The organism is Microbacterium sp. NPDC090014 (assembly GCF_044748285.1).
Classification (GTDB): Bacteria; Actinomycetota; Actinomycetes; order Actinomycetales; family Microbacteriaceae; genus Microbacterium.
Genome location: NZ_JBIVFS010000001.1, coordinates 191,542 through 212,734, shown reverse-complemented (window position 1 = coordinate 212,734; position 21,193 = coordinate 191,542). Strand labels below are relative to the sequence as shown.

General features: G+C 68.5%; 16 protein-coding genes. 8 read left to right on the top strand and 8 right to left on the bottom strand.

Features of this window, described 5'->3' with window-relative positions:
* Positions 1 to 35 precede the first annotated feature (35 nt).
* The 3 genes from ACIPV5_RS00970 to ACIPV5_RS00960 all read left to right on the top strand — a co-directional run bounded on the left by ACIPV5_RS00970 (position 36) and on the right by ACIPV5_RS00960 (position 4,114).
* Positions 36 to 1,031, top strand: coding sequence for a LacI family DNA-binding transcriptional regulator (locus ACIPV5_RS00970; protein ID WP_400339030.1), 996 nt, complete (start codon positions 36 to 38; stop codon positions 1,029 to 1,031).
* A gap of 89 nt (positions 1,032 to 1,120) precedes the next feature.
* Positions 1,121 to 2,752 (top strand): fucose isomerase, encoded by a 1,632-nt coding sequence (locus ACIPV5_RS00965; protein ID WP_400339027.1) that lies wholly within the window; start codon positions 1,121 to 1,123, stop codon positions 2,750 to 2,752.
* Positions 2,753 to 2,905: 153 nt separating this feature from the next.
* The gene (locus tag ACIPV5_RS00960) at positions 2,906 to 4,114 is read left to right on the top strand and encodes an endo-beta-N-acetylglucosaminidase H (protein WP_400339025.1); all 1,209 of its coding nucleotides are present in this window, start codon (positions 2,906 to 2,908) and stop codon (positions 4,112 to 4,114) included.
* A gap of 19 nt (positions 4,115 to 4,133) precedes the next feature.
* On the opposite strand, the gene ACIPV5_RS00955 is transcribed toward ACIPV5_RS00960, so the two are convergent.
* From ACIPV5_RS00955 to ACIPV5_RS00940, 4 genes are read right to left on the bottom strand one after another with little or no spacing between them, the layout of a single operon-like run.
* Positions 4,134 to 7,430 (bottom strand): GH92 family glycosyl hydrolase, encoded by a 3,297-nt coding sequence (locus ACIPV5_RS00955; RefSeq protein WP_400339023.1) that lies wholly within the window; start codon positions 7,428 to 7,430, stop codon positions 4,134 to 4,136.
* Positions 7,427 to 8,362, bottom strand: coding sequence for a carbohydrate ABC transporter permease (locus ACIPV5_RS00950; RefSeq protein ID WP_198032348.1), 936 nt, complete (start codon positions 8,360 to 8,362; stop codon positions 7,427 to 7,429). Before ACIPV5_RS00950 ends, ACIPV5_RS00955 begins: the two co-directional genes overlap by 4 nt.
* Positions 8,359 to 9,285 (bottom strand): carbohydrate ABC transporter permease, encoded by a 927-nt coding sequence (locus ACIPV5_RS00945; RefSeq protein ID WP_400339019.1) that lies wholly within the window; start codon positions 9,283 to 9,285, stop codon positions 8,359 to 8,361. The genes ACIPV5_RS00950 and ACIPV5_RS00945 overlap by 4 nt, the downstream gene beginning before the upstream one ends.
* A gap of 3 nt (positions 9,286 to 9,288) precedes the next feature.
* A complete protein-coding gene (locus ACIPV5_RS00940; RefSeq protein ID WP_187249283.1) occupies positions 9,289 to 10,590 on the bottom strand; it encodes an ABC transporter substrate-binding protein in 1,302 nt (433 codons plus the stop codon).
* A gap of 212 nt (positions 10,591 to 10,802) precedes the next feature.
* Between ACIPV5_RS00940 and ACIPV5_RS00935 the strand changes: the two genes are divergently transcribed.
* Complete coding sequence (locus ACIPV5_RS00935; protein WP_053098045.1) at positions 10,803 to 12,113, top strand: hypothetical protein; 1,311 nt, start codon at positions 10,803 to 10,805, stop codon at positions 12,111 to 12,113.
* Positions 12,114 to 12,143: 30 nt separating this feature from the next.
* Here ACIPV5_RS00935 and ACIPV5_RS00930 read toward each other — a convergent pair whose 3' ends face one another.
* Complete coding sequence (locus ACIPV5_RS00930) at positions 12,144 to 13,175, bottom strand: LacI family DNA-binding transcriptional regulator (protein WP_053098044.1); 1,032 nt, start codon at positions 13,173 to 13,175, stop codon at positions 12,144 to 12,146.
* Between the two features lie 189 nt (positions 13,176 to 13,364).
* Between ACIPV5_RS00930 and ACIPV5_RS00925 the strand changes: the two genes are divergently transcribed.
* The 3 genes from ACIPV5_RS00925 to ACIPV5_RS00915 all read left to right on the top strand — a co-directional run bounded on the left by ACIPV5_RS00925 (position 13,365) and on the right by ACIPV5_RS00915 (position 17,458).
* Positions 13,365 to 16,358: a glycoside hydrolase family 38 C-terminal domain-containing protein gene (locus ACIPV5_RS00925; protein WP_285363449.1), complete on the top strand. Its 2,994-nt coding sequence runs from the start codon at positions 13,365 to 13,367 to the stop codon at positions 16,356 to 16,358.
* A gap of 125 nt (positions 16,359 to 16,483) precedes the next feature.
* Entirely contained in the window at positions 16,484 to 16,978 is a 495-nt protein-coding gene (locus ACIPV5_RS00920; RefSeq protein WP_400339015.1) for a hypothetical protein, read from the top strand.
* Between the two features lie 69 nt (positions 16,979 to 17,047).
* On the top strand, positions 17,048 to 17,458 hold the full coding sequence (locus tag ACIPV5_RS00915) for an MmcQ/YjbR family DNA-binding protein (RefSeq protein WP_400339012.1): 411 nt from the start codon (positions 17,048 to 17,050) through the stop codon (positions 17,456 to 17,458).
* A 22-nt stretch (positions 17,459 to 17,480) separates the two neighbouring features.
* Here ACIPV5_RS00915 and ACIPV5_RS00910 read toward each other — a convergent pair whose 3' ends face one another.
* Positions 17,481 to 18,137 carry a hypothetical protein gene (locus tag ACIPV5_RS00910; RefSeq protein WP_400339011.1) on the bottom strand — a complete coding sequence of 219 codons (657 nt, stop codon included), beginning with the start codon at positions 18,135 to 18,137 and terminating at the stop codon, positions 17,481 to 17,483.
* On the bottom strand, positions 18,134 to 18,691 hold the full coding sequence (locus ACIPV5_RS00905) for a MarR family winged helix-turn-helix transcriptional regulator (protein WP_400339008.1): 558 nt from the start codon (positions 18,689 to 18,691) through the stop codon (positions 18,134 to 18,136). The genes ACIPV5_RS00910 and ACIPV5_RS00905 overlap by 4 nt, the downstream gene beginning before the upstream one ends.
* A 163-nt stretch (positions 18,692 to 18,854) precedes the next feature.
* On the opposite strand from ACIPV5_RS00905, the gene ACIPV5_RS00900 reads away from it, so the two are divergent.
* The gene (locus ACIPV5_RS00900) at positions 18,855 to 20,396 is read left to right on the top strand and encodes a DUF222 domain-containing protein (RefSeq protein ID WP_400339005.1); all 1,542 of its coding nucleotides are present in this window, start codon (positions 18,855 to 18,857) and stop codon (positions 20,394 to 20,396) included.
* 117 nt (positions 20,397 to 20,513) lie between these two features.
* Here ACIPV5_RS00900 and ACIPV5_RS00895 read toward each other — a convergent pair whose 3' ends face one another.
* Entirely contained in the window at positions 20,514 to 21,104 is a 591-nt protein-coding gene (locus tag ACIPV5_RS00895; protein ID WP_053098040.1) for a hypothetical protein, read from the bottom strand.
* Between the last annotated feature and the right edge of the window lie 89 nt (positions 21,105 to 21,193).

Sequence of the window (21,193 nt, the reverse complement as noted above, 5' to 3'; positions counted from 1 at the left end):
CTCCGTGGCGACCTGAAACCGGTTACAGTGTGCCGATGGCCACGATCTACGATGTCGCTCGACTCGCGCAGGTCTCGCCCGCCACCGTCTCGCGGGTGTTCAACGGCACCAGCGTCTCCGCCGCGAAGGTCGAGGCGGTGCGCCGGGCCGCCGAGCAGCTGCGTTTCACGCCCAACCGCACGGCTCGCAATCTGCGGCGGCAGAGGTCCGAGGTCATCGGGCTGGTGATCCCCGACATCGAGAACCCCTACTTCACCGAGATGGCCAGAGGCGTCGAGGACGTCGCGTCCGAGGCCGGATACTCGGTCGTGCTCTGCAACTCCGACTCGCAGCCCGAGAAGGAGACGACCTACCTCCAGATCGCGGTCTCCGAGCACATGTCGGGCGTGATCATCGCCCCCGCGTCCGAACGCACGAGGCTCGACGGCATCCTCGACACGGGGCGCCCCGTCGTCGCCGTCGATCGGCATACGGTCTACGACGTCGACGGTGTGGTCATGGCCAATCGCGAGGCCGGGGCATCGGCCACCGAAGCGCTGCTCGCCGCCGGATTCCGGAGGGTCGCGTACATCGGCGGTCCAGAGGGGATCGACACGGCCGCAGAGCGCGCTGCCGGCTGGCGGTCTGCGCTCGCGGCGCGCGCCCCCGAGGTCGATGCCGATGAGCTGCTGCGCTTCGCGACCTTCCGCGTCGACGGAGGCAGGGGCGCCATGGAAGAGCTGCTCGCGCTCCCGGAGCCGCCGGACGCGGTGGTGGCGGGCAACAACCTGATCGGCGTCGGTGCGATCCAGGTGCTGACGGAGCACGGCCTGACCCCGCCGCGGGTCGGCGTGGCGGTGATCGGCTCGCTGCCGTTCACCACCCTCTCGCCCACAGCGGTGACCGTCGTGCGCCTCCCGGCGCGCGAGATGGGAGTCCGGGCGGCGCGGATGCTGCTCGAGCGCATCGGTGGGGCCGGCGGTCCGTCGCGCATCGTGGTGCTGCCGGCCGAGGTCCAGCCCGCCCGCGCCGGGGCGACCGCCACGCGCTGACGCACACGACGCCCGGTCCGGGTGCTTGCGTGCTGAAACCGATTTCACGTACAGTTGCAGGACACGTGCGATCAAGGAGGACGCGAGTCATGACCTATACCCTGCCGACGACGGCATCCCGACCGGTGTCCGCGCCGAAGACCGCGTACCTGATCGCCTCCGGCGACCTGCGCGAAGCCGCGAACACGGGCGGCTGGCCCGTGCAGGTCGAGCTCGAAGCGGGCGTCACCGGCGTCTTCGAACAGCTCGGCTGGAGCGTCGTCCGAGCCAACGACGTCGATCCCGAGACCGGCCACGGCTTCATCTCGAGCCAGCGCATGGGCCTCGAGGTCTTCAAGAACATCCCGACGGATGCTCCGCTGATCGTCGCCGAGGCCGTGTGGCAGTACTCGCACCACGTGCTCGCAGGACTGCGCACGCACGAGGGGCCGATCCTCACGGTCGCGAACTTCGCGGGGGACTGGCCCGGCCTGGTCGGACTCCTCGGCCTCAATGCCGGCCTCACCAAGATGGGCAAGCCCTATTCGACGATCTGGTCGGTCGACTTCACCGACGACTGGTTCACGGATGGCATCAGGGAGTGGACGGAGACCGGGTCGATCACCCATGACGCCTCGCATGTGCGTCCTCTGCCCGAGCTGCCGGACAGCCCCGAGAAGCAGCTGGGTGAGGCGCTCGCCGCCGAGCTGCGCGCCGAGAAGGCCATCATCGGCGTCTTCGACGAGGGCTGCATGGGCATGTACAACGCGATCTTCGACGACGAGCTGCTCAACCAGACGGGCATCTACAAGGAGCGCCTCTCGCAGTCCGCGCTGTACGCCGAGATGCTCGAGGTCGGCGAGGATGAGGCGGATGCCGCCTACGACTGGCTGATCGACGCCGGCATGACCTTCCGCTACGGCGAGGATGCCGCCACCGAGCTGACCCGTGAGCAGGTGCAGTGGCAGCTGAAGATGTACATCGCCGCACTCCGCATCGCCGACGATTTCGGGCTCGACGCTGTCGGCATCCAGTACCAGCAGGGCCTGAAGGACCTCGTCCCTGCATCGGACCTCGCCGAGGGCATCCTGAATTCGACCGAGCGTCCTCCCGTCACCTCTCGCGACGGTTCGCGGGTGTTGCACGACGGCCGGGCATTCCCGCACTTCAACGAGGCTGACGAAGGTGTGGCGGTCGACGCCCTCGTCACCGACCGCGTCTGGCGCGCCATGGGTCTGGTGCCCGACAACACCCTGCACGACGTGCGCTGGGGCGAGGACTTCGACGGAGAGTTCGTCTGGGTCTACGAGATCTCGGGCTCGGTGCCCGCCTCGCATCTCGGCGGATGGCAGAACGCCGAGGGCTGGCGACAGGGTCACGTCTTCTTCCCTGCGGGCGGCGCCACGATCAACGGCGTCTCGAAGCCCGGCGAGATCGTGCTGTCGCGCGTGTTCATAGCCGACGGCATCCTGCAGGCCGACATCTTCCGCGCCTCCGTGGTGGAGCTGCCTGCGGAGGAGACGCAGCGACGCAAGGATGCCACGAACCCGGAGTGGCCGATCGCGCACGTCGTGCTGCACGGCATCTCGCGCGACCAGTTCATGGCCCGCCACAAGGCCAACCACGCGCAGCTCGTCTATGCGCCCGACGCCGAGACGGCCGACAAGGCATTGATCGCGAAGGCCGCGATGTTCGCGGGCATGGGCATCCAGGTCAATCTCGTCGGAGATGTGACCATCTGAGCGGAGGGATCCAGGCGGTCGAGAAGGGGCGGATGCTGCGGCATCCGCCCCTTCTTCTCTGCCTTCCCGTCACATCACTTAAGCGCTATAGTCGGCGACAGGTCGCGACGGCGCGACCGGATTCGACAACGACGCCGAAGGAGACGATCAGTCATGAGCCAGAACGTCAGGAATCACCGGTTCCGAAAGGGCATCGCCGGTCTCGGAGTGCTCGCCACCGCTGCTGCCGGCATACTCGCCGGAACCGCGGGTGCCGCCGCCGACACGACCGAGCCGGTCGACCCGCAGCTCGCCGTGTACGTCGAGGTGAACTCGAACGATTTAGCCAACGTCGCCGACTACACCCTTGCCGAGTCCGGAGACGCCGCCATCGACATGGCCATGATCTTCGCCGCCAACATCAACTACGACGGCGAGAAGGCGTACCTGCACTTCAACGAGCGGGTCACCGAGACGCTCGACGACGCCGAGACGCAGATCCGTCCGGTGCAGGAGAACGGCACCAAGGTGCTGCTCTCGGTGCTCGGCAACCATCAGGGTGCGGGATTCGCGAACTTCACCTCCTATACGCAGGCGGATGCGTTCGCCGCGCAGCTCGCCGACGCCGTGACGACCTATGGTCTCGACGGCATCGACTTCGACGACGAGTGGACCGAATACGGGGCGAACGGCACCCCGCAGCCCAACCCGCAGTCGTTCGGATGGCTGGCCACGGCGCTGCGCGACCGTCTCGGACCCGACAAGATCATCAGTCTGTATGCGATCGGTCCGAGCTACACGACGACCGACTTCACGCTGTTCGACGCGGCCGGCGTGCTCGACTACGCCTGGAACCCGTACTACCCGACCTATGACGCGCCCACCGTTCCGGGGCTGGAGGACCGCACCCGACTCGGGGCAGCGGCGATCGACCTCTCGAACACGAGCGCCGCGACGGCGGAGGACTTCGCGACCCGCACGGTCGCCGACGGCTACGGCGTCTATGTCGCCTACAACCTCACCGCGACCGATCAGTCGGCCTATCTCTCGGGCATCACCGAGGCGCTGAAGGGCGAGGCGACGGAGTACCGGGCGGGGCCTCGCGACACCACCCCGCCGACCGTCACGATCAAGGACGGCGCGCGATTCACCAAGGTCGAGGCCGATGGCAGCTACCAGCGCGTGAGCTACAAGCTCTTCGACGAAGGCAAGATCGACCGGCTCTCCGTGAACGGGGTCGTCAAGGACCTCGCGGACAACGCGTGGAGCGACCTGAACTTCGTGAAGCCCGGTGTCTTCGGTGCGGTCATGGGGGAGAACACGCTGCAGGTGGTCGACGTCGCCGGCAACGTCACCGAGCTCTCGTTCGTCCTGTCGAAGTGACGACCCGCGCTCGAGGCCATCACCCGAGGTCGAAGACCTCGATCTGACGGATCGTGACCTCGGCATCCGCTCGCACGCGGATCGCCGGGGTCACGACGCGCGACACCAGCTCGAACGGGGTCGTGCGATCGGCCGGGAGCTCCGCGTCGTAGGCGGTCGGAGCCGCCGCCCAGCATCCGTCCGCGTCGAGGATCTCCCATCGCAGCCGAGACGACGGGGCGCCGGTGGCCATCGTCACTGTGAGATCGGAGACCGCGCGCGGCTCGGCGAAACGCCATCCTGCCCATTCGCCGGCCGCCAGGACGACGCCGCTCGAACCGCTCGGGTCGCTCCGGTCGCTCGGGTCGCCGTCGTCGAACAGGCGGTCCGCATCGATGACGGATGCCGACGCGATGACGTCTCCTGTGTCTGCCGTGAGATCGCGGCACCAGGGTGCGATCTCATCCGTCATCCGATCACCCGTCTCGAGAGCATCCGCGGGCTCGGTTCCGAAGACCAGTTCGAGCTCGACGTCCCCGACGAGGGCGTCCCCGGCGAGGGCGTCGACGGGAAGTTCGGCCCTGGGCAGGTCGACCCCGTCGAGCCGGGCACGCTGCAGCACGTGCGCTCCCGGCTCTCGGCGATGAGAGCGGATGCGCAGCGAGCGGCCGTCCGCGCGATCGACGCGGATGTCGTCGAAGAGGGGCGAGCCGATCCTCAGCACGCCGGACGCGAGCTCGAGCGGGTAGAGACCGAGCGCGGCCCACAGCCACCAGGCGCTCATCTCGCCGTTGTCCTCGTCGCCGGGGAAGCCCTGTCCGATGTGGGCGCCTGCGAAGAGACGCCCGGCCAGCTCGTGCACGATCGCGCCGGCTCGCCACGGCCGGTCGCTGAACGCGTACATGAAGGGGATGTGATGGGCGGGCTGATTCGAGATCGCGCACATGCCCGAGCGCAGGGCCCGCGCCTCGCGCTGCTCGTGGATGACGGTGCCGTACGCCCCGCCGAATCGCTCGTCGGCGGTCTCCGGCTCGGCGAAGAGCGCGTCGAGGTGCTGTCCGAAGGCCCCACGTCCGCCGTGCAGCGCGGCGAGGCCGGCGCCGTCGTGCACGGCGCCCACCGACATGCCCCAGGCGTTCGTCTCGACGTTGTCGCCTCCCCAGGTGCGCGGGTCGAACTCGGGGGCGAGGTCGCCGTCGGCATCCCTGCCGCGGAGGAACCCGGATTCCGAGTCGAAGAGTGTGCGATACGACCGCGCTCGGTTGGCGAAATAGCGGGCGAACGAGCGGTAGCGAGGGGCATCGCGGTCGGAGCCGGGAGCGGCTGCGCGTTCGGCTTCGAGGGCCAGCTGCTCGGCAAACCGGCCCAGCGCCGCGTCGCTCACCGCGTTCTCGACGGTCCAGCTCATGCCCTCCGGCACCTCGGACGAGATGTAGCCGGTGAAGCGTCCGCGTGCGATGCCCTTGCGGCCGCGTCGCGCATCGGGCCCGGGTTCGCAGGCGTTGCGCCATCCGCTCTCGAACGCCTCCGCCCGGTCGAACGCCACGCCCCACCGGGCGGCATCGGCGAAGATCTGGTCGCTGGAGGTGCCGACCATGCTGTCGACATATCCGGGCGCGCTCCACCGCGCCATCCACCCTCCGCGACGGTACTGCTCGAGCTGGCCGTCGAGCAGTCTGCCGGTCAGCGAGGGATCGAGCAGCGCGAGCGCCGGCCACTCGGTGCGATAGGTGTCCCAATAGCCGTTGTTCACGATGAGCTCGCCGTCGACGATCGGCGCGCTCGTCTCACTCTCCCCGAACGGCGTGCGTGGGGCGAACACGTCGGCGAAGCGATGCCGCGGCGCCTCTGCCGTGCCGGCATTCTCGGCGGCGGAGTTCGGATACAGATGCATCCGATGCAATGCGGCGGCTATCCGGTTTCGATTCTCCTCGTCGGCCAATCGGCGATACGGGGTCTCGGATGCGTCGAGCGGCGGGATCGTCACGCGGCCCAGCACCCGGTTCCAGGAGGCTGCGGCTTCCGCTCGCAACTCGTCATATGCGATGCCCGGAGGACACTCGATCTCGAGACTGCGCCTGGCCTGCTCCACCGACAGGAACGACACGGCCACGCGCACCTCGAGCGACCCGTCGCCGGCGACGTAGCCCGCGACCCGCGCCCGTCCGTCGTCGTCGAGGGCGCCGTGCAGACTCGTCGCAGGGTCGCCCTCGCCATGCAGCACGGCGCCCGCGAAGTAGCAGCGGGGGGAGTTGCCCCAGTCCTCGGATCCCTCGGGCGTCCACCCCTCGAAGCCACCGCCGTCGGTCCAGTGCAGTTCGCCGTCATCGGTGGGCTGATCGATCACGAAGCCGACGATCGCGTCAGTGTCTGCGCCATGCACGCGGAAGGCGGCGGTGTGCGACGTCGCGGTCATCTCCACGCGCAGACCATCACCGAGATCGGCGGCGTACTCGTGGGGGCGTGCTCGCTCGGTGCCCGGGGCGATCCACCGGCGGCGCGCGGCGCGCTCGGAGGCCGGATGCCCGTCGAACGGCATGAGCTGGAGCACCGAGCGGTCGCCGATCCACGGACTCGGCTGGTGCGAGAACTGCAGGGCCTCGAGGCGTCGCCCGGGTGGATCGTCGTGGATGCTCGGCCGATACGGCCAGCGCGTGTCCGAGGCATCGGTCGCCGCGGTGACGAAGGTGAAGCCGTGCGGCACGGCGACGGCGGGGATGGTGTTGCCCCGCGAGAAGCGCGGGCCCGAGTGGCTGCCGCGACGAGTGTCCACTCGCTCGACCGGTGGCGGGTCGGCGACGGCATGCTGCTGCTCGACCTGCTCCTCGACCAGGACCTGCACGAATCCCGTGACGCGCGGCGGCAGTCCGCTCATCCCCGCCAGCGATCCGCTGCCGAGCACCAGCTCGACGGTGGCGGAGGTGCGCGGGGCCGAGCCGGAGAGCATCGGCGCCAGCGACACGGTGTCGGCGTTCCACTGCTCGGGCATGCTCCAGCGCGCCGCGAACTGGGCATCGGCGGTCATGGCGAAGTCGTACCGGTCACGCACGGCGGCTGTCTCGCCGAGCCGCGCGCCGTCTCCGCGGACATCGACGGTCACCGCGAGGGCGGCATGCGGAGCCAGGGTCGCCGCGTCGCCGTCTGCGTAGAACGCCCAGTGCAGCAGAGTGTCTGGGCTGATCGCGACGTCCGCGAGTCCGGGAACATCGATCCGCTGTTCGCCCGCTGACGGATCGAACGAGTAGGCGAACACCTCACCGCGGAGCACGCCGGCGTGAGGGCGGGACGACGGAGGATCGGCGGGTCCGTCGGCGGGCGTGAGCTGGGCGTCGCTCACCCCTTGACCGCGCCCTCCTGCACGCCCTTGAAGAAGAACCGCTGCGTGAACGAGAACATGATGACGATCGGCACGAGGGCGATCATGGTGCCCGCCGCGATCAGGCGCGGGTCGACCGAGAAGCTGCTGTTGAGGTAGGCCATGCCGACGGTGAGCGTGTACTTCGACGGATCGGAGAGCACGATGAGGGGCCAGAGGTAGTCGTCCCAGGCGCCGATGAAGGCGAAGATCGCGACCACCGAGACCATGCCGCGGATGTTCGGCCACACGATGTGACGGATGCGCTGCCAGGTCGTCGCTCCGTCGACCGTCGCGGCGTCCAGCACGTCCTTCGGGATCATGCGGCAGGCGGTGGCCACGAGCAGCACGTTCATCGCGCTGATGGCGCCGGGTAGGAACACGCCCCACAGGGTGTCGGCGAGGCCGAGCGAGCGGATGGTGAGGAAGTTGCTCGTCACCGTGACCTCGCCGGGGAAGAGCAGGGTCGAGAGCAGGATGGCCATGACGATCCACTTGCCGCGGAACCGCATGCATCCGAGGGCGTAGCCGGCGAAGGTCGCGAGCACCACGTTGCTGACGACGGTACCCACCGAGACGAGCAGCGAGTGCCAGGCGTAGAGGTACACCGGCACGATCTCGGCGACCGTGGCGTAGTTCTGCAGCGTCGGCTCGCGGGGGATCAGGTTGGGCGGGAACGAGTAGATGTTCTCCTGCGGACCCTTGAACGACGTCGAGAGCTGCCAGAGGAACGGGCCGATGACGAGCACCAGCACGAGCAGCAGCAGCGCATAGCGGCCGATGAGCCCGCCGAGCGTCGGCTTGCTGAAGTCGCCGGAACCGCGGCGGCGGAAGATGGGTTCGCGCGTGGTCGCAGCCGGCTGATCGTCAGGGCGACGGTCGTCGTCGATGCGGGGCGGAGTGAGGGTGCTCATGCGGAGACCTTCGCCTTCTTCTCGCGATTCATGAAGGCGATCGCGGCCAGCGGGATGAGGGTGAGGAGGAACAGCGCGACGCTGATCGCCGAGGCGTAGCCGATGTTGCCGTTCAGGCCGGAGCCGACCTGGCGGATCAGCATGACCAGCGACATGTCGTATCCACCGGGACCTCCGGTGCTCTTGGAGAGCACGTCGAGCTCGGCGAACACTCTCATCGCCGAGACGGCGATGAGCACCGCGATGAGGAGCATCGCTCCGCGCACCGACGGGATCGTCACCGACAGGAAGCGACGGAACGAGCCGGCGCCGTCGAGCATGGCCGCCTCGTGCAGCTCCTTGCCGACATTGCCGAGCGCGGCGAGGTACACGACCATGTAGTAGCCCAGACCCTTCCACACCGTGAGCAGGATCGCGCAGCCGAGCAGCAGCCACCGGTCGACGAGGAACGCCATGGGCTTGTCGACGAGGCCGAGGAACTCGAGCGTCTGGTTGATGATGCCGCGGCTGTCGAACAGCCAGGTCCAGATCAGGGCGACGACGACGACCGAGGCGATGACGGGGAAGTAGAAGGTGGTGCGGAAGAACGCGATGCCCGGCAGCTTCTTCTGCGCGAGCAGGGCGAGCAGCAGGGGAAGGATCGTGAGCAACGGCACGCAGACGACCACGTAGATGATGCACGTGGTGAGGGCGTTCCAGAACATCTCGTCGCCGAACATCCGCTCGTAGTTCGCGGCGCCGACGAACTCGGGGGTCCGCAGGGGACGTGCGTCCGTGAAGCTCAGGAAGACGGTGTTGAGGAACGGCCAGAGCGCGAACACCAGCACCCAGACGACGGCGGGGCCGAGGAGCAGCCAGGGTGTGAACCACCGGTGCGATCGCATGGTCGTCCTCCGGCTCCGGATGCTGGTGTGCGCGCTCATGGCTTACTGGTCCACGCGGTTCGCGTTGGCGTACTCGACGATCTTGTCGAGCTGCTCCTGCGCGTCGGCCTCGCCGTTGACGGCGAGCGCGATCTGCTGGGTCATGTACGTCGCCATGTCGGAGGTCCACTGGAACGGGATCGCCTTGGCGTCTTCCATGGCCGTGAACACGGTGTCGATCGCGGAGAGCTGCTTCTCGTCGGTGATCGACGAGGAGATGTTCTCGACGACGGCGTCGCCGCCGGCGGAGGTGCCGGGTGCGGTGCCGACCGCGAGCGATGAGAACGCGACCTGGTTCTCCTCGTTCGTCGCGAACTCGGCGAACGCGAGGGCGGCCTCCTTGTTGTCGGAGTCGGCCGAGACGTTCAGTCCCTGCACGTAGAGCGGCGGGATGCCCAGTCGCTGCGTGGCGACCGTGTTCTCGAGCAGGGCGGGCGCGTCCTTCGCGAGGTCGGTCGTGAAACCAGTGCCACCGGTCGTGAAGGCCACCTTCTCCTGGATGTACGCCTCGGCGTTTCCGCCGTAGTCGCCGGTCAGCGCCTCGGCCGGCATGGCTCCGGCCGCGTACGCGTCGGCGTACTTCTCGATGATGGCCGCGGCCTCGTCGGTGTTGAAGTCGAACTCGCCGTCGTCGTTGATGACCTCCATGCCGGCCGACGTGAACGTGTCGAGTGCCGGGATCGATGACAGCAGCTGGACCTTGCCGCCGGACTCGGTCGCGACGTCCTTCGCGAGGGTGAGCAGCTCGTCGACCGTCGTCGGGAGGTTCTCCTCGGTGACGCCGTAGGGGGCGAGCTGAGCGAGGTTCCACCATGATGCGTCGCTGGACAGGTACCAGGGCAGACCGTACGTGCCCTCGACACCCGGGTACTGGCTGTAGGCGTCCCATGCGCCGGTGTTGTATGCCGACTTCAGGTCGGGGTCGGCCGTCTCGAGGTCGACGAGCTTGCCGGCGGCGACGAGCGGGTAGGCGATGTCCGGCGGCAGGTTCAGCACGTCGGGCAGCGTGTCGGCGTTCGCCTGGCTCAGGATCTTCTCCTGGTAGCCGTCGCCCGGCTGGTCGAGCCACTCGACCGTGACCTCCGGGTGCTCCTTCTCGAACGCGTCGATCAGGTCTTCGAAGTAGGGCGTGAACTTCTCGTTCTTCAGCGACCAGGTCTGGAACTGGATCGTCCCGCTCAGCTCGCCGGAGGTGTCGATCGGTCCGTCGGCATCGGATGTGGCACCGCCTCCGGTGCAGCCGGCGAGCGCCATGGCGCCGATCGTGAATGTTGCCAGAGCGACAATGCGTGCGGGAACTTTCATCGTGCTTCTTCCTCGAGGCGGGCGATTGGCGGTGTCCGTCCAACGGACTACAACGCTTTAGCAGATGAAACCATCCGATCCCGTCGCTGTCAAGGTCTCGAGGCTTCGTGCATCGGCGGGCCGCGGTATTCCGGGTAGCGGTCTGTTGCTCAAGCGTTATAGTGGTGCGACCACGTCCTCGTCGGAGGGCTCTGTCGGAAAGGTCCGGACACATGACGCAGCGCCGCGCTCTCGATGCTCGCCTGAGATTCGGGGCGAACTACACGCCGTCGAAGGACTGGATGCACTCCTGGCTCGACTTCACCCCCGACGATGTGCGCAGGGACTTCGCGGCGCTCGCCGAGCTCGGTCTCGATCACGTCCGGGTCTTCCCGTTGTGGACGGTGCTGCAGCCGAACCGTACTCTGATCCGCCCGAAGGCGATCGACGACGTCCGCTCGATGGTCGACATCGGCGCCGAGTTCGGGCTCGACGTCAGCGTCGACGTGATCCAGGGGCACCTGTCGAGCTTCGACTTCGTCCCGTCATGGTTGTACACCTGGCACGACCGCAACATGTTCACCGATCCGAAGGCCCTCAGCGGGCAGGTCGACCTCGTTCAGACGCTGGCCGGTGCGCTACGCGATGCGCCGAACTTCCTCGGCCTGACGCTCGGCAACGAGACGAACCAGTTCTCGGCGCACACGCACCCGTCCCCGTGGCCCGTGACGATCGACGAGGCAGGGCACTGGATCGAGTCGCTGCTCTCCGCGGCCGAGGGCGCGGCCCCCGGCCTCTCGCACGTGCACAGCGAGTACGACGCGGTCTGGTACATGGACGGGCACGGCTTCACGCCCGCGCACGCGTCTCGGCTGGGTGAGATGACCACCATCCACTCCTGGATCTTCAACGGCACGGCTCAGCGCTACGGCGGCCGTTCGGTCGCCTCCGACCGCCACGCCGAGTACCTCATCGAGCTCTCGCGCGCCTTCGCGACGGATCGGGATCGACCGGTCTGGCTGCAGGAGGTCGGCGCTCCGTCGAACTGCCTCGACGAGCGCGAGATGCCCGGATTCCTCGAGGCGACCCTGCGATCCGCGGTGCGCACCGAGAACCTCTGGGGCGTGACCTGGTGGTGCTCGCACGATGTGAGCCGGGAGCTCGGCGACTTCCCCGAACTGGAGTACTCGCTGGGCCTGGTCGATCAGAGCGGTGCGGCCAAGCCGATCGGCCGCCGGTTCGCCGAACTGATCCCCGAACTGCGCGAACGGGCGGCCACGCCGGAGCGGGAGACGGCCATCGTCGTCGACGTCGACGAGCGCGAGGTGCCGGTGAGCCGGGCGGCGCTGAGCCCGGGCGGTGCCGTGTTCCAGGCGTGGGTGGATGCCTGCGAGCGCGGGCTCGACCCCGCCTTCGTGACGTCTCAGACGGTGCGCGACGACGCGGCGCTCGCCGCGCGCGGCATCCGTCACCTCATCCGTCCTGATCTGTCGACGAGCGGTGTCGACCCCTACGGCTCCGTCAACACCGTCGTCAGCGGCTGAGCGCGACGCCGTAGCGGCCGAAGGGCTCCGTCAGGACGCGGCCGTCGGCGGGGCGGTGCTCTCGCGGGCGGTGAGCGTCGGCGTCGGGCCCTGCGCGCTCGGGAGGTTGGTCCCGGCGACGATCTGCTGCAGCAGCAGTGTCGCGGCCTGCTCGCCGAGCTCGAACGTGTCGCGGGTCATCGCGGTGATCGACGGATTGATCAGGCCGGCGATGACGGAGTCGTCGAAGGAGGCGATCGACACGTCGCGGGGCACCGCGCGGCCCATCTCCTGAGCGACGCGGAGGCCGGCGACGGCCATCACATCGTTGTCGTACACGATCGCCGTCGGGCGGGGCCTCGCGGAGAGCAGCGATCGCGTGACCGCGGATGCGCGTGCGGGGGAGAAGTCCGTCGTGATCACTTCGCTCGAGACGCCGTCCGCAGCCATGCGATCGAGCACCTCGGCACGCAGCCGGGTGTGCTCGAGCTCGGCGGGACCCGCCACGTAGGCGATGCGGGTGTGTCCGAGCGCGGCGAGGTACGAGAAGAGGGTCTCGGCCACCTCGTCGTCGGCGATCCAGACGCTCGGCACCGCTCCGTCGGGTGAGGGCTTGGAGCCGATCAACACGGCGCGGGCGTCGAGGGCTGCGATCCGGTCGCTGCGCGGGTCGTCGTCGCGGGGGTCGATGAGGATGATGCCGTCGACCTGGTTCGACGAGCGCCACTGCCGATGCACCTCCATCTCCTCGGCGATGTCGGTGACCAGCCGCAGCTGCAGGCTGACCTTGCTCTCCGACAGTCGGGATTCGATGCCCGCGATGAGGTCGGTGAAGAAGGCCTCGGAGCCCAGCGAACGGGCGGGGCGTGCGAGCGCGAAGCCGACCGTGTTGGCACGGGCTCCCACGAGGGCGCGTGCCGCCGAGCTCGGCTGCCAGTGGTTCTCCTCGACGATCGCGAGGATCCGCTGGCGCGTCTCGTCGCTCACCCCCGGGCGTCCGTTGAGCGCGAACGAGACTGCTCCGGGCGAGACTCCGGCCATGCGCGCGATGTCCGCGATGGTGACGCGTTTGGCCGAGGTCATGGGCCTCACACTACTTGATCGGTTTAGCCGCTCGGTAGCCGCACGACAGGGGTCTGACACGCTCGATGCGAGATTTACTAGATCGCTTTAGTAAATCCGATAGCATTGTCGGCACCTGCCCGAGAATCGGGCTCCAGTCGCGCACACCGCCTATGCACCACTCACCGTCGAGCCCGGAGAACCAGATACATGCATGACGACACCTCGCTCACCGTCGGCCGCGTCAAGAGGGTGCTCGACGAGCGCATCCGCCCGGCCGTCCACTCGGCCGCCGTCCCCCTCACCGTCGAGGTCAACCAGATCCCCGGCGAGCCGATCAGTCCCGCCGACGGGCTCGCACTGGACTTCGCCCCGGCATCCGTGCCGAGCATGTGGGGTCCTGCCTGGTCGACGACCTGGTTCAAGATCACCGGCGCAGTGCCCGCCGACTGGGCGGGCCGTCGGGTCGAGGCCGTCATCGACCTCGGGTTCGACATCAACATGCCCGGCTTCCAGTGCGAGGCGCTCGTCTACCGGCCGGACGGAACACCGGTGAAGAGCATCAACCCACGCAATCAGTGGCTGCCGATCACCGAGACCGCGCACGGCGACGAGCCGGTCGAGCTCTACCTCGAGGCGGCCGCCAACCCGGTTCTGCTCGACTACCACCCCTTCCTGCCGACGCAGGAGGGCGACATCCGCACGTCCTCCCGCGAACCGCTCTATCGCACCCGCCGCATCGACCTCGCCGTCTTCGAGCAGGAGGTGTTCGAGCTGTCCCTCGACCTCGAGGTCCTGTTCGAGCTCCAGGCCGAGCTGCCGGCGACCTCGCCGCGACGGATGCAGATCCTGCAGGCGATGGACGACGCCCTCGACGTGCTCGACCTGCAGCACATCGTCGAGACCGCTGCCGATGCCCGAGCTCGACTGGCGCCGGCGCTCGCGGCGCCCGCCGAGGCCAGCGCCCACCGCATCTCGGCGATCGGACATGCGCACATCGACTCGGCCTGGCTGTGGCCGGTGCGCGAGACGATCCGCAAGGTCGCCCGCACCACGTCGTCGATGGCGACGCTGATCGACGAGCAGCCCGATTTCCTGTACGGGATGTCGAGCGCGCAGCAGTACGCGTGGCTCAAGGAGCACCGGCCCGAGGTCTACTCCCGGGTCAAGGCCGCGGTCGCGGACGGGCGATTCCTGCCGCTCGGCGGCATGTGGGTCGAATCCGACACCGTGATGCCGTCCGGCGAGTCGCTCGTGCGCCAGTTCTCGTTCGGTCAGCGGTTCTTCGAACGCGAGTTCGGCATCCGCTCGAAGGGCGTCTGGCTGCCGGACAGCTTCGGATACTCGCCCGCGCTGCCGCAGCTCATGCGCCGGGCCGGGTTCGAGTGGTTCTTCACGCAGAAGATCTCGTGGAATCAGCAGAACGTGTTCCCGCACCACAGCTTCCTCTGGGAGGGCATCGACGGCTCGCAGGTGTTCACGCACTTCCCGTCGATGGACACGTACAACTCGCAGCTGAGTGGCATGGAAGTCGCCAAGGCATCTCGTCAGTTCAAGGAGAACCGCGTGACGTCGCGGTCGATCGCACCGGTGGGCTGGGGCGACGGGGGCGGTGGCACCACGCGCGAGATGACCGGCAAGGCGAAGCGCCTCGAGAACCTCGAAGGCAGCGCGCGGGTCGTCTGGGAGCACCCGGACACCTTCTTCGAGGCGGCCAGGGCCGAGCTGCCGAACCCGGCCGTGTGGGTCGGCGAGCTCTATCTCGAACTCCACCGCGGAACGCTCACCAGCCAGCACGCCACCAAGGCGCTGCACCGGTGGTGCGAGCACGCACTCGTCGAGGCGGAGCTGTGGGCGGCGACGGATGCCGTGCGCACCGGCGCCGCATATCCCCAGGCCGAATTCGACCGCCTGTGGGAGACGGTGCTGCTGCACGAGTTCCACGACATCCTGCCCGGCACCTCGATCGCCTGGGTGCATCGTGAGGCCGTCGAGGTCCTCTCGCGCGTGCTCGCCGATGCGCAGGCGCTCGCCGACGCCGCGCGCCGCTCCCTCGCGGGAGAAGGCGAGCGCGAGCTGCGGTTCGTGCCGACCTCGGTCGGCGGCGGTCGTGCCCTCGGCGCCGGCTTCGTCGAGGCGCCGGCCCCGGCATCCGTCCTGCTCGCAGGAGAAGACGGCGGCTGGCGACTCGAGAACGAGCTGGTCTCCGTGCTGATCTCCGCCGAGGGACTCGTCGTCTCGGCGGTGGACAAGGCGTCGGGCCGAGAGGCGGTGGCCGAGGGGCGGGCGGCGAACCTGTTCCAGCTGCACCAGGACTTCCCGAACATGTGGGACGCCTGGGACATCGATCGCTACTACCGCAACAGCGTCGACGACCTCACCGCGGTCGCGTCGATCTCGGCATCCGTCGTCGACGGGGTCGCGACCGTCATCGTGACCCGTGCGTTCTCGGAGTCGACGATCGAGCAGACCATCACGCTCGCGCCGGGCGAGCGCACCGTGCTGTTGCGCAACGACGTGGACTGGCACGAGACCGAGAAGCTGCTCAAGCTCGCGTTCCCGCTCGACATCCAGGCCACACACACCGAGGCCGAGACGCAGTTCGGCTACCAGTCGCGGGTGACGCACACGAACACCAGCTGGGAGGCTGCGAAGTTCGAGACCTCGATGCACCGTTTCGTGCTGGTGCGCGAGCAGGACTTCGGCGTAGCGCTCGTGAACGACTCGATCTACGGGTACGACACCTCGCGCGAGGTCTCGGACGACGCGGTCGCGACCACCGTGCGGCTCTCGCTGCTGCGCGCACCGCGGTTCCCCGATCCCGACACCGATCACGGGCACCACGAGATCACGATCGGCTTCGTGATCGGAGCCGATGCGGCGATCGCGACGACCGAGGGCATCCGACTCAACACCGCGCCGACGGTCGTGCACGGCGAGCGCGAAGTCGCACCTCTCGTGTCCGTCGACGGCGACGGCATCGTGGTGTCGGGCGTGAAGCTCGCGGATGACGGCTCCGGTGACGTCATCGTCCGTCTCTACGAGGCGCTCGGTCGCCGCGCCGTCGGTTCGCTGGTCGCCGACTTCGAGCACAGGGAGATCCGTGAGGTCTCGCTGATCGAGGATGCGATCGACGACCCGCGCGTCGGCGGAGAGCTGCGCCTGCGGCCGTTCGAGGTGCGGACGCTGCGCATCGTGCGCTGAGGCAGTCGGGAGGATGTCCTCCAACCGGCGTCCTCCGCGGAAGAACCCATGGCGGGCGGGGATCCCCGAGCGGATACTCGGTTACACGAGTGGCCGATGGGGAGCCCCGACCGAAGGAGTACGACATGGATCAGTACCTGTGGGTTCTGAAGGACAAGGAGCGCGACCTCATCCGCGAGCTCGAGCCTGAGCGACTGGCGGAACTCGACGAGGACGGCCTGCTCGCCCTGCACAAACGGGTCAGGCGGGCCCGCAACAAGCACACGACGAACTATCGACGCGGTGCGGCGGAGCGCGTCGAGCAGGCGGGCGGTCGAGGTGCCGCAGCCGCCGGGTCGGACAAGGCCCGCGGCCGGGCCTATGTGTTCGAGGAGGCGCTCTCGATCATCAGCGCAGAACTCGCTCGCGTGGCTCATGAACAGGCGGAGGAGCTCAAGGACGAGAGCCTGGCCCGCGCCCGTGAGGGCAGATGGAGCGGACCGGGCTCCGAGGCGCCCTTCGATGAGGGCGCAGGAGCGGGACGGATGCGGGAGCATCAGCAGACCACCGGTGGTGTGAAGCGAGACGCCTCGAGTCGCGCCCAGGGTGCGCGTCGACAGGCGAAGCGCGACTCGCGCTGAACGCCACCCGAGGGGCGGCGAGCGGATGCGGCCATTGTGGCGGCCGCCTCACGGGAGGACGATGGGCGGATGGCGACCGTCGATGATGTCCGTGAGATCGCTCTCGCGCTCCCCGGTGTGAGCGAGCGTGTGGGCGGACACACCGGCGAGCCCTCCTGGCGCCTGGCGAGCGGTCAGATCGCCTGGGTGCGCGGGCCGAGCAAGGTCGATCTGCGGCAGCTCGCCGACCTCGGGCTCGACTGGCCGGAGGGACCGGTGCTGGGCGTGCGAGTCGGCAGCCTCGATGAGAAGTCGGCATTGCTCGCCGCAGAGCCCGAAGGGCTGTTCTCCATTCCGCACTTCGACGGGTACCCCGGTGTGCTGGTGCAGCTCGATGCGATCGAGCGCGACCGGCTGGCGGAGATCATCGCGGACGCCTGGCTGGTGCGGGCTCCGGTGCTCGTCGCGAAGCAGTGGCTCGCGGACCGCGGGTTGGACTGACCACTCCGCGATCAGGCCTCGTTCAGGCCGCGACGAGGAACGGGCGGGCGGCGTCGAGGAACGCGCGCGGGTCGTCGGCCCACAGGCGGATGCGGTCGACCTGATGAGTTCCGCCCTTCGGCGCGAGGCCCGGGAGCCGGATCGCGACGGGGCGTTCGAGTTCGATCTCGATGTTGGTCTCGTCCTGCATCCGCTCGGCGTACTCCGGACCGATGACCCGCGGCTGCTTGGGCTCATCGACGCGACGACTGATCGCGATCGATGCGATGTCGGCCCAGCCGATCGGCACGTCCAGCTCGAGTCCGCTGCGCACCCGGACGCCGTCGGGCCCCACGGCGTGCGGGCGCATGAGCATCGCGCACAGCAGACCGACCATCCAGGTGACGCCCCAGATCCCGAGCACCAGCAGAGTGATCCGCACGACGGGCCACTGATGCACGATCAGGTCGAGGATCGGGATCTCGACAGCGGAGAGGCCGATGAAGATGAACAGCACGGTGAGCACGGGACGGTGATAGCCGATCCCCGTGCCGCCCTTCGGGACTGCGGGACGGCGGGCGATCGCACGCGCGATGCTCGAGTAGACGCGAAGCTCGGCGACCCATGCGCGATGGAGGAAGGCGAGGATGCGCGCGATCGGGGTCGGGCTCGGAGCGGTCGTCTGCAGATGCTCGGTCATGGCGTGCCCTCCGGTGTCGGTGTCGGTGTCGGTGTCGGTGCCGGTGCCGGTGCCGGTGCCGGTGTCGGCACCGGTGTGGGTACGGGTGCGGGTGCGGGTGTGGGTGCGGGTGCGGGTGCGCTCGCCGCGGAGGTGACGAGGTTCTCGAGATGCGTGGCGACCGCTGTCAGGCCACGCTCGACCGCGGCGCGGTCGTCGGGGGCGATCGCGTTCAGCAGCGTCTCATTGAGCTGCGCGTGCTCCTCCTGCATCTGCGACATCGTCTCGAGGGCGGTCGAGGTGAGCGCGACCAGCACGGCGCGGCGGTCGGAGGGATGGGGGGTGCGACGGACGTGACCTGAGCCCTCGAGTGCGTCCACGAGAGCGGTGATGTTGCGAGGTGTCACCCCGCAGAGGGTGGCGAGGGTCTGCTGCGTCGACGGACCGGTGTGCTGCAGGACCCACAGGAGGTGCACACGGGTCGGTGTGAGATCCGTGCCGGCGAACGCGCGGGCCATGTCCTTCTGGAACAGGTCGGCGATCTGAAGGAGGCGGTCGACGAAGAGGGGTTCCATGTGGTTACCCTATTACATTGTTACCTCTGTTCACAATAGGCGTCGCCTGATGGCATGCACCCTGCTCTGTGCCATTCTGGGAGATCAGAATACGTACCTGATCTGGGGTAATTCTTGGTGGTTTCGGGTCTCGAATGTCGGTGGCCCCGGGTTGACTGGGGGTATGAACAGCACTGCGGAGCTTCTGGATCGGGTCATCGCCGACCTCGACACGGTGCTGTCCGATGACGCGCTGGCGGGGTTGTCGGATGCGGATCGGGTGACTGTTCTGCAGGGTGCGGGGGCTGTCTTCCGCCGCGCGGAGGCCGTGATTGTCGAGACGATCGCGACGGGCGACGCCGCCGACTTTCCGCATTCGGCGGGGTGTCGGGGCCTGAATGAGCTGTTGCAGCGGGCGGTGTCGGTGGATGTGCGGGGCGCGTCCCGGGTCGGCAGGGTCGTCGATCTGGTGCGGCGTCCGGTGAGTCTGGCGGGGGAGAGGATGCCGGCGCGGTGGTCGGAGTTGCGTCTCGCGTTGCTGGATGGGGTGGTCGGTGTGGCCGGGTTTCTTGCGGCGACGGGGCCGATCGAGAAGGTGTGGGATCGGCTGACGGTCGATCAGCGGTTGGCGGCGGATGTCGCGTTGGCGGGGTGTGCTCGCGGCCACGGCGTCGTGGTCGACGCTGATGGGGAGGGCCTGGAGGCTGATGAGCCGGGTCCGGCGCCGACCCCGCAGGACTTGAAAGCTCTTGCCGAGGATCTCGCGTCGATGTTCGACCCCGATGGGGAAGAACCCAAGGATGAGGACTCCCGGCGCCGGCGGGGCATCACGATCGGTCGTCTCACGGACGGCGTGCACGCGATCCGCGGGTATCTGACCCCGGAGGTCGCGGCGCAGTTGCAGCTGATCCTGGACGCGATCCTCAACCCCAAAGGTGGCGGCGCGCCCATGCCCGGAGTGCACTTCGCCCCGAGCGAGGGCGCCGACACCCACGCTGGAGCGGGTGCGGGTGCTGGTGCTGGTGCAGACGGTGACGATAGGGATCCGTTCAACTCGGATCCGCGGTGTGTGCTCGATGACCGCACCGCGTCGCAGAAGCGTCACGACGCTCTCGCGATGGTGTTCGGGATCGCCGCGCGACACAGCGACATGCCCACCCTCGGTGGAGCGGCGCCGGTCCTCGTCGTGAACGTCGACGCGAGGGATCTCGTGGGCGGAATGGGCGGAATGGGCGGAAAGGGCGGAATGGGCGGAGCGGGCGGAAACGGTGGGTGGGCGACGATCGCCGGATCCGGTGCCCACGTCCCGGTCTCCGTCGCCGCGCACGTCGGATGCACGGGGACGATTCAACGGGTGCTGGTGGATGAGGGCAGGATCATCGGGATCACGACCACAGACCGGGTGTTCACGGTGCATCAGCGGCGGGCGATCATCGCCCGCGACAAGGAGTGCCTCATTCCCGGGTGCCACGTTCCGGCATCCTGGTGCGAGATCCACCATGTCGTCGAGCATGCCAGGGGTGGTCCGACGCATACCGATAACGGGGTGCCGTTGTGCTGGTGGCACCACCGATCCCTCGGGACCTCGGGGTGGGAGATCCGCATGGACGACGGGGTCCCGCAGGTACGAGGACCGGGATGGTGGGATCCCGACGAACGATGGCGCACACCGAGGCTCAGCGTCCTGCGGAACGTGCACGTTCGAGCTGCCCCTATGCGGGTCTGACCTGACGGCGTTGACCGGAGAAGAACAGCCGAATATGGCACCTTCGCCCGCATCCACGACCCGGGAAGGTCCCGCGATCGAACTCTGGCAACCGCCGCTCGGGCGGGAGAATCGAGCTCAGGCGGGTCCGAGGCGGAGCACCTCGGGAGATTCGCCGCCCGTGACCTCATCGGCGACCCGGATGCTGCGCGCGAGGTCATCGAGCGCACCGTCGAGCGTGCCGAAGCGTTCGCGGTCGCTGCACATCGCGGTCAACGTCACCAGGTGCGTGCCGGTGTCCCAGGTGTAGGTGACGAACGGCGGAGATGCAGGGGACGGCGGCATCGCCACGACGAGCTTCTCTCCCGTGCCCAGCCAGCGGCTCGAGAAGGACTGGGTGTCGTCGTAGTCCATCGGCATCGAGGCGCGGGCGATCCGGACTTCGGGAGTCAGCGCCTGCGCGGTCGCCATCGCCACGACCAGCTCAGGGTCCGCCTTCCAGGTCCAGACGAGCACGCGCCCGTCCGCCCGGCGCATCAGCATCGGCGCCGCCTGGCTCATCGCCCAGGCGCCGAGCCGCGAACCCGGACGCTGCGTGGCGCCGATCGCCGAGTTCACCTGCCCCAACAGCATCCGGATCGCCGCCTTGCGGTGCCGGCGCCCCCTCCATCCGAGCGAATCCGTCACGGGGATCCACAGTTGCGGGTCGGCGTCGGCAGTCAGTCGCATGCCTCCACGGTAGGGGGTGAGGCTGAGGGATGCCGGTATGCCTCAGCAGCTCGAACAAGCCCCTCGGGTAGAGTGGCGAGCGCCCGATC